Below are 13,113 nucleotides of genomic sequence, written 5' to 3' on the forward strand. Positions count from 1 at the left end.
CTGAACCGGTGTGTGCCGTGAAGGGTCGCCCGACGGCACCAAGGCGATAAACTTTGCCGCATGCAAGTCGCCCTGGCCCAACTCTCTTCGCACCTTCAACGGGGCCTGTCGCCGCTTTATGTGCTGCATGGCGACGAACCCTTGCTGCAGCAAGAGGCCGCAGACACCATCCGCGCCACGGCCCGCGCGCAGGGTTACACCGAACGCACGTCATACACCGTAGCAGGCGCTCACTTTGACTGGAGTGCTGTGCTGGCAGCGGGCGGCAGTTTGAGCCTGTTTGCGGACAAGCAGATCGTCGAGATCCGCATCCCGTCTGGCAAGCCCGGCAAGGACGGCAGCGTGGCGCTGCAGCAGGTGGCGGCGTCGGCGCTGGGCAACGACAGCACGCTGACCTTGGTGATGCTGCCGCGCATGGACAAAGCCACCCGCACCGGTGCGTGGTTTGCCGCGCTCGAATCCAGCGGCACCTCCATCCAGATCGACCCCATCGAGCGCGGCATGTTGCCGCAGTGGATAGCCCAGCGCCTGGCTGCGCAAGGCCAGCGCGTGGTGTCGGGCGAAGAAGGCCAGCGCACGCTGCAGTTTTTTGCCGACCGCGTGGAAGGCAACCTGCTGGCCGCGCACCAGGAGATTCAAAAGCTGGCACTGCTGCACCCGGCGGGTGAACTGACGCTGGAGCAGGTCGAAGCCGCCGTGCTCAACGTGGCGCGCTACGACGTGTTCAAGCTGTCCGAGTCGGTGCTGGCCGGGCACACCGGCCGCGTGCAGCGCATGCTCGACGGCCTGCAGGCCGAGGGCGAGGCCGAGGTGCTGGTGCACTGGGCGCTGTCCGAAGACATCCGCGGCCTCAAACGCGTGAAAGACGCCATGAACGCCGGCCGCCCGTTGCCCATGGCCCTGCGCGAGAACCGCGTCTGGGGCGCCAAGGAAAAGCTGTACGAACGCATCCTGCCCAAGGCCAGCGATGCCGCGCTGGCGCGGCTGCTGCAATCCGCCCACACGGTGGACGGCATTGTGAAAGGGCTCAAGCAGCCGGACTGGCCTACCGATGGCTGGCAGGCGCTGCAGCGGCTGGCGTTTCAGATGTGCAGGCTGACCAGCGCCGCGCGGTGACGGCCAATACGCAGGGGGGGCGAGCACGCACGGACGCGGCCCACCCCTGTCGTTGGCGGCTGTTGGCCTGCTTTGCAACTGGCCTCGTTCTAGCGCTTCCACCATTCGCGAGGCAGTGACATGAGTGACGAAGAAATGTCCATCGGAATATGGCTGCCTCTGCAGCCAGACGAACTGCGCTGTCTTCAAACGGTGCTTCGAAATTCGGGCGTCCTCGTTCAGGGCAACTACGCTGGCGATGACCCATATGTGGTTCTGAATTACCTCGCTGCTGCAGCGGTCGAGGATTGCGAATTCCGGTCATTGTTCGATCGAAATCTGATCTCACCGCTCATCGCGCTGGCGGGTGGGGGACGAGTTCCGCAGTCAAGTCAGGCGGAAGCCAACGCGAGGTTGGCGGCTGCTTGTGCTTGCTTCTGTATCTTGGCGAAAATTTTGATTGAGCCGAACATCTCTCTGTACGAGTACGCCGCAGATGCAGGAAACGACGCGGCCCAGTCAGATGCTCGCCTCTTCAGAATTGCGGACAACTCTGACGCAATTGCTTATTTGGATATCGCGCTTGGCCGAGCCGACAAATTACCGGGCGAGATGCTGGAGCACCTGAGCGGGGTCCCGGAAATAGCTAACCACAGGTCGCCAGAGAAGAACTTTGAACGCGCCCTCAGTCTGTGGAAACCCAATTATCTGTACGCCCTCAAGGCAATCGCTTTGCGACGCGCTGGCCTTGCACCATTTGAAGCCGCGATGGAATTCGCGCGATGGCAGACAGAGGAGGCCTTCTTCAATGCTCCGGCGGGGATGTATTGCATCGCGGCAATCTCGCATGCTCCGCCAAAGGGTGGAATGTTGAAGGGCATTTTTTCGGAAAACCTATCTCTACTTCAAGCGGGAATTCGAAACGCAACGTGGGATATGTATCTCCTTCGGCAGTTTGGCAGGCATGTACGAGAGACCGAAGGTCCGCGCTGGAGCCTCTGGTCGACGGACGTCGCATTGCGGGAGGTCGCGAAGGCGCTCTTTGTGAGAGAAGGTGAGACGGCGAATGAGAAGTTGACGGATTTTTACAAGCGGCATTGGGGTTCCAGGGACGGAAGCCGTCTTTTGGCCGCATACAGAGAGGCCGAGATGTCAGTAGGGGCTGATACTGAAGCGCGGAACTTGAGAGTAGAGAAGTTGCTAGACGGGATTGATAACCACATCCGAGAGCTTGAATGTCAGCTGGGGCTGCGTACCCTTTAACGCGATTTCCCACCGAGTGATGTTTTCTCAATTGAGTCCATGAACATCCAACGCTCGGCCATCTACCAAACGCTGGGTCTCAGACGTGCGCTCTGTCAGTGGCCCTCCAGCACGCCCCGCGCCTTGTCCACCCACATCTGCAGGCTGTCCACCAGGTCTTTCTGGCTGAACGAGCAGCTTTCTTCCGAGAACAACGCGCTGGATTCGAGCCGGTCGAGCAGGCCGTGCAGCACCTCGGCATAACGCGGCGGCAGGGCGGCGAGCAGGTCGGCCTGGTCGCGGGCGGTGTGGCTGAGGGCAAACGCAGTCACGGAGCCCTGGGTGAAGGCGGTCAGCGCGTCTTGCACTGGGGTGACGAGGTGGGATCGGGTCATGGCAGTGGGGTGGAAGAAAGCCGGGGCTGCAAGGGTAACCGTCCTTAAACTCCCCGCGCCAGGGCATCTGCGGCAAAATCGCCGGATGAACGCGCTCAACGTGGCTGAATACACCCACACCCTCGGATTCCAGGCAAAAACCGCCTCAGCGCTGATGGCCAAAGCGCCAGCAGCTATTAAAAACAAAGCACTCAAGGCCCTGGCTCGCTTGCTGCGCGAGAACGTGGATGCGCTGCCGGTGGACAACGCCCGCGACCTGGAGCGCGCCCGCGCCGCAGGCTTGGCCGAGCCGATGGTGGACCGCCTGAAGCTCAGCCCCAAGGTGCTGGAGACCTGCGCCGAAGGCTGCGAGCAACTGGCCGCCATGCCTGACATCATTGGCGAGATCCTGGGCATGAAGCAGCAGCCCAGCGGCATCCGGGTGGGGCAGATGCGGGTGCCGATTGGTGTGTTCGGCATGATTTACGAAAGCCGCCCCAACGTGACGATTGAGGCTGCGAGCCTCAGCATCAAGAGCGGCAACGCCTGCATCCTGCGCGGCGGCTCTGAAGCGATTGATTCGAACAAGGCGCTGGCCAAGCTGGTGCAACTGGCGCTGGCCGAAGCCGGTCTGCCACAAGACGCCGTGCAGCTGGTGCAGACCACCGACCGCGAGGCCGTGGGCCAGCTCATCACCATGCCGCAGTTTGTGGACGTGATCATCCCGCGCGGCGGCAAGGGGCTGATCGAACGCATCAGCCGCGACGCCAAGGTGCCCGTCATCAAGCACCTCGACGGCAACTGCCACACCTATGTGGACGACCCCTGCGACATCGCCATGGCGGTGAAGGTGGCCGACAACGCCAAGACCAACAAGTACAGCCCCTGCAACGCGAGCGAAGGCCTGCTGGTGGCGCGCGGTGTGGCGGCGGAGTTTTTGCCCCAGATCGGCGCCGTCTATGCCGCCAAGGGCGTGGAGATGCGCGGCTGCCCCGAGTCGCTGGCGATTCTGCAGGCGGTGCCCGGCGCGCAGCTGGTGCCCGCCACCGAGCAGGACTGGAGCGAGGAATACCTGGCCCCGATCATCAGCGTGAAGATCGTGGCCGGTGTGGATGAAGCCATCGCCCACATCAACCAGTATTCGAGCCACCACACCGACGCCATCCTGACCACCAACCATGTGCATGCCCAGCGGTTCTTGCGCGAGGTGGATTCGGCCAGCGTGATGGTGAACGCCAGCACGCGTTTTGCCGATGGCTTTGAGTACGGGCTGGGCGCCGAAATCGGCATCAGCACGGACAAGTTTCATGCGCGGGGTCCGGTGGGGCTGGAAGGCTTGACCTCGCTCAAGTACGTGGTGCTGGGCGAAGGCGAGATACGGGCTTGATGTACTCCTAATTTAATAGCCTCTAGCGCTTGTTGGTAAAGCGCTAGAGGCCGAAAGAACCTGCTCAATGTCTTTTTGCAGTCGCACAAGTACCTTTCCGGGATGGGATGCTAGGCGCGGTGTGCAGTGGATAGCCCGGCTATCCACAAGCGCCGCAACGCCGCAGACCGCCCGAAAAGGCACTTGCCCTGCGGGTTGGAGTGAAATCGGGCGATTGGACGCTCCGACTGCTCGCATGGGCATGAGCCCATGCGGCGCATCCGAAGCATCCACTCATCCCGATTGCACTCCAATGCGATCTTCAAAAAGGCATTGAGCAGGTTCTCTGTCATGAAAATCATCATCCTGGGGGCGGGCCGCGTGGGCCAGAGCGTTGCGGACAGCCTCGTGTCCGAGCGCAATGACATCACCGTGATCGACACCGACGCCGCGCGTCTGCGTGACCTCGAATCGCGCTTTGACTTGCGCGGCGTGGTGGGCAATGGCATCGAACCCTCGGTGCTGGCCGAGGCGGGCGCGCAGGACACCGATCTGCTGATCGCCTGCGCCGCGCAGGACGAAACCAACCTGGTGTGCTGCAAGATCGCGCAACTGGTGTTCAACATCCCCAAGCGCGTGGCGCGGGTGCGCTCCACGGGCTTTGCGATGGACGAGCGCCTGACTGGCCCCGAAGGCTTTGCGGTGGACCGCATCATCTGCCCGGAAGAGTCGCTCACCCGCTACATCGGTAAGCTCATCGAGTACCCCGAGGCCATGCAGGTGCGGGAGTTCGCGGGCGGGCGCGCCTGCCTGGTGTCGGTGCGGGCACGGGTCGGCGCCCCCATGGTGGGTCACACCATTGGCGCGCTGCGCGAAAGCGCACCGGACATGGCCATGCGCATGGTGGCTATCTACCGCCGTTTTCCCGACGAGCCGGACCGTTTTGTGGCGTGCGACGGCCGCACCCGCATCGAACCGGGGGACGAGGTTTTTGTGCTGGCGGCGCACGAACACATTGCCAATGTGCTGGGGGCGCTGCACCGGCCCGAGTCGCAACTCTCGCAGCCCGTGCGCCGCATCATGATCGCGGGCGGCGGGCGTGTGGGGCTTCGGCTGGCCCGCCAGCTGGGGCAGTCGGCCGGTGGACGGTTTCACATCAAGATCATCGAAGACCATGCCGACCGCTGCGTCGAGCTGGCGTCGGCCTTGCCCTCGGACGTGCTGGTGCTCCAGGGGGACACGACGGACGAGGATCTGCTGATCGACGAGGGCATCGAAGAGGTGGACCTGTTCCTGGCGCTGACCGACGATGACGAGGACAACATCATGTCGTCGCTGCTGGCCAAGCGCCTGGGCGCGCGCAGGGTGCTGGCACTGATCAACCGACGCAGCTACGCCGACCTGATGCACGGCACGCAGATCGACATTGCGCTGTCGCCCGCGCAGGCCATGCTGGGCGAGTTGCTGGCCTATGTGCGCCAGGGCGATGTGCAGGCCGTGCACAGCCTGCGCCGGGGCGTCGCTGAAGCGTTGGAGATCGTGGTGCGTGGCGACCGCAAGACCTCGCGCGTGGTGGGCCGCAAGGTGAGCGAACTGCAATTGCCGCGCGATGTGCACATGGGCCTCATCGTGCGCGGGCTGCCGGAGTCGCCCGACATGCCCCCGGACGACCTGCGCGAGCCCGAGGTGATCATTCCGCGCAGCGCCACCGTCATCGAAAGCAACGACCACGTGGTGTTCTTCCTGCCACACAAGCGGCTGGTGCGCGATGTGGAAAAGCTCTTTCGCGTGAGCGCCACGTTTTTCTGACCCCCGCACAGCGAGCACTACGTCATGGTGGACATGTTTCCCGTCCTGCGCGTGCTGGGCATTCTGGCGATGATTTTTTCGTTGTCCATGGGGCTGCCGCTGGCGGTGTCGCTGTGGACGCGCGACGGCGTGTGGCATGTGTACCCGCTGGCCATGGCCGGGACGATGGCGGTGGGCGCGTGGTTGTGGTGGCGATTGCGCCTTTTTCGGCAGGAGCTGCAGCCGCGCCACGGCGTGATGCTGGTCTCGCTGGTCTGGATGCTGCTGCCGCTGGCTGCCGCCGTGCCGCTGATGCTGGCCGGGCACCACATCGGGCGGCCCATGTCGTTCACGCATGCATACTTCGAGGCCGTGTCGGGGCTGACGACCACGGGCTCCACAGTGCTCAGCGGGCTGGACACGCTGCCGGTGTCGGTCAACGTATGGCGCACCTTTTTGCAATGGATGGGCGGCATGGGCATCCTGATCCTGGCGGTGGCGGTGCTTCCGCTGCTGGGTGTGGGTGGCAGCCAGCTGTTCAAGGCCGAGGCTGCCGGGCCGCTCAAGGACTCCAAGCTCACCCCGCGCATGACCGGAACGGCCAAGGGCCTCTGGGGCGTGTACGCGCTGTTTTCCGCATCGTGTGGCCTGGCCTATTGGCTGGGAGGCATGGGCCCGCTGGATGCGTTGATGCACATGTTTGCCACGGTCAGCCTGGGGGGGCTGTCTTCGTACGATGCGAGCTTTGGGCATTTTCAGTCCCCGCTGCTGGAGGCCATCTGCATCTTCTTCATGCTGGTGGCCAGCTGCAATTTCGCGCTGTATTTTGTGGCGTTTCGTAAAGGGCACTGGGGCGGCTTCTGGCGCGACCCGGAGCTGCGCGCCACGCTGTTTGCGCTGGTGGCTGGGGGGCTGCTGGTGGCGGTGCTGCTGTGGGTCAAGGGCGTTTACGCGCCGCTCGATGCCTTGCGCCATGCCATGTTCAATGTGATCTCCCTGGCCACGACCACTGGTTTTGCGACGGTGGACTACCTCGCCTGGCCGGTGTTTGCGCCCGTGTTCATGCTGCTGCTGTCGGGCGTGGCCACCAGTGCGGGCTCGACGGGCGGGGGGATCAAGATGGTGCGGATGCTCATCCTGGTCAAGCAGGCGCGCCGCGAGATGAACCGCCTGGTGCACCCCCGGGCTGTGCAGCCCGTTCGCCTGGGCGAATCGGTGGTCGACAACCGCGTGATTTTTTCGGTGCTGGCGTTCATGCTGGTCTACGGCGGCACGGTGTTCGGGCTGAGCATGGTGATGCTGCTGACCGATCTGGACCCGGTGACCGCGTTCTCGGTGGTGCTGGCCAGCGTCAATTGCGCGGGGCCGGGCCTGGGCAGTGTGGGGCCCGCTTCCAACTACGCCGTGCTCACCGATTTCCAGATCTGGGTGTGCTCCCTGGCCATGCTGCTGGGGCGACTCGAAATCCTGAGTTTCATGGCGTTGCTGACCCCCGCTTTCTGGCGCCGTTGACATGACGGGCAATCGGCCCGCCTTGCGAAACCGGCGCGTCACCCCATCTCTCTACAATTCGTCGCAATTGCTTCCCGAGGGCTTTCCATGGTTCCGCATCTCATCACGGCCCTGACCGGGCCGATCAACGAACTCGAACAGCGCATTCTCGACTCGATGCCCGCCATCGAACGCTGGTTCCGGCTGGAGTGGATGGAGCACACGCCACCGTTCTACACCTCGGTCGATATCCGCAACGCGGGGTTCAAGCTGGCGCCGGTCGACACCAACCTGTTTCCTGGTGGCTGGAACAACCTGACCAAGGAGATGCTGCCCCTGGCCGTGCAGGCCGCGATGGCCGCCATCGAGAAGATCTGCCCCGAGGCGCGCAACCTGCTGATCATTCCCGAGAACCACACGCGCAACACCTTCTACCTGTCGAACGTGGTGCAGTTGCAGCGCATCTTCAACATGGCGGGTCTGAATGTGCGCGTGGGCTCCGTCAGCCCCGAGATCAAGAAGCCCACGCTGATAGAGCTGCCCAACGGCGACACCGTGACGCTGGAACCCGTCGTGCGTACCAAACGGCGCTTGGGGCTCAAGGACTTTGACCCCTGCACCATCCTGCTGAACAACGACCTCACGGCGGGCGCACCGGGCATTCTGGAAGACATCCACGAGCAGTACCTGCTGCCCCCGCTGCATGCGGGCTGGAGCGTGCGCCGGAAGAGCACCCACTTCAAGAACTATGAAGAAGTGGCCAAACGCTTCGGCAAGATGCTGGGCATCGACCCCTGGCTCGTCAATCCCATGTACAGCCAGTGCGACGGGGTGGACTTTGCTGAAGACAAAGGCATGGACCAGCTGCAGACCACCGTGGATGCGCTGCTGACCAAGGTGCGCCGCAAGTACAAGGAATACGGCATCAACGAGAAGCCGTTTGTCATCGTCAAGGCCAACAACGGCACCTACGGCATGGGCATCATGACCGTGCGCGATGCGAAGGAGCTGGACGCCGTCAACCGCAAGACCAAGAACAAGATGGGCGTCATCAAGGACGGCCAGCCGGTCAGCGACCTCATCATCCAGGAAGGCGTGCTGACGCAGGAGCGCGTGAACGACGCCGTGGCCGAGCCCGTGGTCTACATGATGGACCGCTACGTGGTGGGCGGGTTTTATCGCATGCACGCCGAGCGCGGCGTGGACGAAAACCTCAATGCACCCGGTGCGAGTTTTGTTCCGCTGGCGTTTGAGCACAGCACCCACATGCCCCAGCCCGGCGTGCGCCCCGGGGTGAGCGCCCCCAACCGCTTTTACATGTACGGTGTGGTGGCGCGCCTGGCCATGCTGGCCGCCAGCTACGAACTGGAAGCCACCAATCCCGACGCCGAGGTGTACGACTGAAGCCATGGACGGGGGCGGGCGATGTCAAGGCGGGGCTTGCCACGTCTGCCACCGCTTGCCAAGGATGAGTTGCTGCGGTGCAACATAGGGCGACCCCTCCAGACGGTTCCTGGAGCGCAGGCGCACAATAGCGTTCCCAAAAGTAACGGAACCCCGTCTGGCCCTGCGCCCGGGGGCGGTCAGTGCAAAGTTCCAAGTCATCGCTCGCAGCGCTCACGCTCGGCGCCATCGGTGTTGTGTATGGCGATATCGGCACCAGCGTGCTGTACGCGGTCAAGGAAGTCTTTGGGTCGGGCCACGTGCCCTTCACCCCGGACAACATCTACGGCATCCTCTCGATCTTCTTCTGGACGCTGACGGTCATCGTCTCGCTCAAGTACGTGGTGCTGGTGCTGCGCGCCGACAACAACGGCGAAGGCGGGCTGGTGGCCATGCTGGCCCTGGCCTCGCAGGCCGTCAAAGACAAGCCCCAGTTGCGCAGTGTGCTGCTGGCGGTGGGCATGTTTGGCACGGCGCTTTTTTATGGCGACGGCGTCATCACCCCCGCCATCTCGGTGCTGTCGGCGGTTGAGGGGCTGGAGGTGGTCTCCCCGCATTTCAAGCAATACGTGATTCCGATCACGCTGGTCGTGTTGTTTGGCCTGTTTGCCGTGCAAAAGCGCGGCACCGGCGGCATCGGCAAGTTTTTTGGGCCTATCACGCTGGTGTGGTTCTTCACCATTGCCGTGCTGGGTGTCTCGCACATCGTGGGCCATCCCGAGATCCTTTGGGCCGTCAGTCCGCACCATGCGCTGGGGTTCATGTGGTCTTATCCGGGCACGACCTTCATCATTCTGGGCGCGGTGGTGCTGTGTGTGACGGGCGCCGAGGCGCTGTATGCCGACCTGGGCCACTTCGGCAAACGCCCCATTCGCATCGCCTGGTTTGCGGTGGCCATGCCCGCGCTCACCCTCAACTACTTCGGCCAAGGCGCACTGTTGCTGGCCGAGCCCGAGGCCGTCAAAAACCCGTTCTACATGATGGCGCCCGACTGGGCGCTGATTCCGCTGGTCGTCATGGCCACCATGGCCACCGTGATTGCGTCGCAGGCGCTGATCACTGGTGCGTTCAGCGTGACCAAGCAGGTGATCCAGCTGGGGTACCTGCCGCGCCTGAACATCCAGCACACCAGCGTGCGTGACACCGGACAAATCTACATCCCGCTGGTGAACTGGGGGCTGTTTTTTGCCATCGTCCTGGCGGTGGTGATGTTCCGCTCGTCCAGCAACCTGGCCGCAGCTTACGGCATCGCCGTCACGCTGGACATGCTGATCACCACCACGCTCACGTTCTTCGTGATCCGTTATGGCTGGGGTTACCCGCTGGCTTTGTGCATAGCGGCCACGGGCTGCTTTTTTGTGGTGGATCTGGCGTTTTTTGCATCCAACCTGCTCAAGCTGTTCAAGGGCGGCTGGTTCCCGCTCATGATCGGCGGCATCGTGTTTGCGCTGATGATGACCTGGAAGGAAGGGCGTCGTCTCCTCAACGAGAAGCTGCGTGCCGACGCGATTGATCTCAAGGATTTTCTGGAGTCGGTGTTCATCAGCCCGCCCACACGGGTGTCGGGCACGGCGGTGTTCCTGACGGCCGAGGCGGGCGCGGTGCCCAATGCGCTGCTGCACAACCTCAAGCACAACAAGGTGCTGCACGAGCAAAACCTGTTCGTCACCGTGCACAACCACGAGACACCCTGGATTGGCCTGGACAAGCGCTTGCAGGTCGAGCCGCTAGGGCATGACTGCTGGCAAGTGGTGATCCACTACGGCTTCAAGAACGACCCGGATGTGCCGCGTGCGCTGGAACTGCTGCGCGGCCGCGGCTGCGAGCTGGAGGCCATGACCACCAGCTACTTTCTGTCGCGTGACACGGTAATCCCCACCATGGGTGGCGGCATGGCGCCCTGGCGCGAGAAGCTGTTTGCCCAGATGCACCACAACGCCAGCGGCGCCGCCGACTTTCTGCACCTGCCCAACAACGCGGTGGTGGAGCTGGGCTCCAAGATCGAAATCTAAAAGTTTTGGTCTTTTTGGCCTCTAGCGCTTATCCATAAAGCGCTGATAGCTATCAATTTGGTAGTTTTTGCAGCCCTGAGGCAGCGGTCTGCACCAAGGCGGGGCGCAATCCGGGGCGCGGTGCCAGAATCCTGCCCATGCAATTCTTCAAAGATCTGAGCCTGTCAGCAGCCACTGCGGGCTTTGTGGCGGTGTTGGTGGGCTTCACAAGTTCGGTGGCCATTGTCTTCCAGGCCGCGCAGGCGTTTGGTGCCACGCCTGCGCAGATCACGTCCTGGATGTGGGCGCTGGGGCTGGGCATGGGGTTGTGTTCGCTGGTGCCGTCCCTCGTACTGCGCAAGCCGGTGATGATTGCCTGGTCCACACCGGGCGCTGCGGTGTTGGCCACGGCGGGCGCTGCAGGCGGTTTTGGCATGGGCGATGCCGTGGGGGCGTTCATGGTCAGCGCTGCACTGATCACCCTGGCGGGCGCGACCGGCTGGTTCGAGCGGGTGATGAACCGTATTCCGATGGAAATTGCAGCCGCCTTGCTTGCCGGCGTGCTGGCGCGGTTTGGTTTGCAGGCGTTTACTGCGGCCCAGACGGCGTTGCCGCTGGTGCTGCTGATGCTGGGGGTCTATCTGGTGTCGCGCCGGTGGGTGGCGCGTTATGCGGTGGTCATCACCCTGGCGGTGGGCGTGGTATATGTGGCGGCGCAGGGTCAGATGACCTGGTCCGCCGTGCAGTTGGAGTTGGCGGTACCGGTTTTTACAGCGCCCGTGTTCAGCGTGGCGGCGACGGTCAGCTTGGCCATTCCACTGTTTGTCGTCACCATGGCTTCCCAGAACCTGCCAGGTGTGGCGGTGATTCGCGCTTCGGGATACGACCTGCCGGTGTCCCGACTTCTGACGCTGACAGGTCTTGCCACCTTGGTGTTGGCGCCCTTTGGTGCGTTTGCCCTCAATTTCAGCGCCATCACTGCTGCGATGTGCATGGGCTCGGAGGCGCATGCGGACCGCAGCCGACGCTACGCTGCAGCGGTTTCGTGTGGTGCGCTGTATGTGGCGATAGGGCTTTTTGGCGCGGTCATCACCGGGCTGTTGACCGCGTTTCCCAATGAGTTGGTCGTGGCGATTGCGGGGCTTGCGCTGCTCGGAACCATCGGCAACGGCCTTGCGGCCGCGATGCAGGAGGAGTCGCACCGCGAGGCGGCGCTGATCACCTTTCTTGTCACCCTGAGTGGTGTCGTGATTGCCGGAGTGGGTTCGGCCTTTTGGGGGGTGGTCGCGGGCAGCTTTGCGCTATTTGTGCAACAGTACAGGCGTTCGCGCGCCAAGGGCGGCTGATTTGGGCGGCATGCCTCGGGGCATGTACCGCGAAGGCGGATCAGACCGTTCTCGCCTTGTTCTCCCTCTTCTATATGTATGTACGCGCTCCCCTCCTGGGGGCGCGCACTCTAATCTACTGATCTGACACCATGAAACTGCTCTTCATCGCTGACCCGCTGCAAAGCTTCAAGATCTACAAGGACACCACCTTCGCCATGATGCGCGAGGCCCAGCGGCGGGGCCACACCTTGGCCGTATGTGAGCCCCAGGACATTTCCTGGCAGCGCGGCAGCAAGGTAACGGCGCGTGTGCAGGACATCACGCTTACAGGGGACACCACCGTTTGGTACGACGTACGCCCTGAGCGCAGTGTGGCTCTGGTCGATTTCGATGCGGTGTTGATGCGCAAGGACCCGCCTTTCGATAGCGAATACTTCTATGCAACGCACCTTCTGGAACAGGCTGAGCGCGATGGCGCCCGGGTGTTCAACAAGCCCAGGGCGTTGCGCGACCATCCGGAAAAGCTGGCGATCATGGAATTCCCCCAGTTCATCGGCCCCACCTTGGTCACGCGCGATGCAGAGGACATCAAGCGCTTTCATGGCGAGCACCAGGACATCATCCTCAAGCCCTTGGATGGCATGGGAGGCATGGGCATCTTTCGCGTGGGGCCGGATGGCCTCAATCTGGGCAGCATCACTGAAACCTTGAACCGCAATGGCGCGCAGAGTGTGATGGTGCAGAAGTTTCTGCCCGAGATTGTGGAGGGCGACAAGCGGGTCTTGATCATCGGGGGCAAACCAGTCCCGTTCTGTCTTGCACGCATTCCGCAAGGCAGTGAAGTGCGCGGAAACCTGGCAGCTGGCGGCAAGGGTGTAGCCCGTCCGCTGTCCACACGCGACTGGGAAATTGGCAATGCCCTTGGCCCGGTGTTGCGGGAGCGCGGCCTGTTGTTGGCTGGCGTGGATGTGATCGGCGACTGCGTCACCGAGATC

The 13,113-nt window shown here is 63.0% G+C and carries 10 protein-coding genes; 9 read left to right on the forward strand and 1 reads right to left on the reverse strand.

The genetic code is table 11. From position 1 onward, the window contains the following. Nucleotides 1-60: 60 nt before the first annotated feature. Both holA and ACK41V_RS14765 read left to right on the forward strand, forming a co-directional pair. Nucleotides 61-1,116, forward strand: coding sequence for a DNA polymerase III subunit delta (gene holA / locus ACK41V_RS14760; protein WP_409783355.1), 1,056 nt, complete (start codon nt 61-63; stop codon nt 1,114-1,116). Between the two features lie 120 nt (nt 1,117-1,236). Beyond that, nucleotides 1,237-2,358, forward strand: a complete 1,122-nt coding sequence (locus ACK41V_RS14765) for a hypothetical protein (RefSeq protein ID WP_409783356.1) — start codon at nt 1,237-1,239, stop codon at nt 2,356-2,358. Nucleotides 2,359-2,453: 95 nt separating this feature from the next. On the opposite strand, the gene ACK41V_RS14770 is transcribed toward ACK41V_RS14765, so the two are convergent. Continuing rightward, complete coding sequence (locus tag ACK41V_RS14770) at nt 2,454-2,732, reverse strand: hypothetical protein (protein WP_409783357.1); 279 nt, start codon at nt 2,730-2,732, stop codon at nt 2,454-2,456. Between the two features lie 85 nt (nt 2,733-2,817). On the opposite strand from ACK41V_RS14770, the gene ACK41V_RS14775 reads away from it, so the two are divergent. The 7 genes from ACK41V_RS14775 to gshB form a co-directional block, all read left to right on the forward strand. Then, on the forward strand, nt 2,818-4,098 hold the full coding sequence (locus ACK41V_RS14775; RefSeq protein WP_409783358.1) for a glutamate-5-semialdehyde dehydrogenase: 1,281 nt from the start codon (nt 2,818-2,820) through the stop codon (nt 4,096-4,098). Between the two features lie 330 nt (nt 4,099-4,428). Beyond that, nucleotides 4,429-5,886: a Trk system potassium transporter TrkA gene (gene trkA, locus ACK41V_RS14780; protein WP_409783359.1), complete on the forward strand. Its 1,458-nt coding sequence runs from the start codon at nt 4,429-4,431 to the stop codon at nt 5,884-5,886. Nucleotides 5,887-5,910: 24 nt separating this feature from the next. Continuing rightward, on the forward strand, nt 5,911-7,377 hold the full coding sequence (locus ACK41V_RS14785; RefSeq protein WP_409783360.1) for a TrkH family potassium uptake protein: 1,467 nt from the start codon (nt 5,911-5,913) through the stop codon (nt 7,375-7,377). Nucleotides 7,378-7,464: 87 nt separating this feature from the next. Next, on the forward strand, nt 7,465-8,760 hold the full coding sequence (gene gshA / locus ACK41V_RS14790; RefSeq protein WP_409783361.1) for a glutamate--cysteine ligase: 1,296 nt from the start codon (nt 7,465-7,467) through the stop codon (nt 8,758-8,760). A 182-nt stretch (nt 8,761-8,942) separates the two neighbouring features. Continuing rightward, nucleotides 8,943-10,811 carry a potassium transporter Kup gene (locus ACK41V_RS14795; RefSeq protein WP_409783362.1) on the forward strand — a complete coding sequence of 623 codons (1,869 nt, stop codon included), beginning with the start codon at nt 8,943-8,945 and terminating at the stop codon, nt 10,809-10,811. 137 nt (nt 10,812-10,948) lie between these two features. After that, entirely contained in the window at nt 10,949-12,136 is a 1,188-nt protein-coding gene (locus tag ACK41V_RS14800; protein WP_409783363.1) for a benzoate/H(+) symporter BenE family transporter, read from the forward strand. A gap of 131 nt (nt 12,137-12,267) precedes the next feature. Beyond that, the coding region (gshB, locus tag ACK41V_RS14805; protein WP_409783364.1) for a glutathione synthase at nt 12,268-13,113 on the forward strand (846 nt) is incomplete at its 3' end.

The organism is Acidovorax sp. (assembly GCF_046291265.1).
GTDB lineage: Bacteria > Pseudomonadota > Gammaproteobacteria > Burkholderiales > Burkholderiaceae_C > Acidovorax.

Coding starts and splice junctions, on each gene's coding strand:
- holA (WP_409783355.1), top strand. CDS start 61: ATGCAAGTCGCCCTGGCCCAACTCTCTTCGCACCTTCAACGGGGCCTG.
- ACK41V_RS14765 (WP_409783356.1), top strand. CDS start 1,237: ATGAGTGACGAAGAAATGTCCATCGGAATATGGCTGCCTCTGCAGCCA.
- ACK41V_RS14770 (WP_409783357.1), bottom strand. CDS start 2,732: ATGACCCGATCCCACCTCGTCACCCCAGTGCAAGACGCGCTGACCGCC.
- ACK41V_RS14775 (WP_409783358.1), top strand. CDS start 2,818: ATGAACGCGCTCAACGTGGCTGAATACACCCACACCCTCGGATTCCAG.
- trkA (WP_409783359.1), top strand. CDS start 4,429: ATGAAAATCATCATCCTGGGGGCGGGCCGCGTGGGCCAGAGCGTTGCG.
- ACK41V_RS14785 (WP_409783360.1), top strand. CDS start 5,911: ATGGTGGACATGTTTCCCGTCCTGCGCGTGCTGGGCATTCTGGCGATG.
- gshA (WP_409783361.1), top strand. CDS start 7,465: ATGGTTCCGCATCTCATCACGGCCCTGACCGGGCCGATCAACGAACTC.
- ACK41V_RS14800 (WP_409783363.1), top strand. CDS start 10,949: ATGCAATTCTTCAAAGATCTGAGCCTGTCAGCAGCCACTGCGGGCTTT.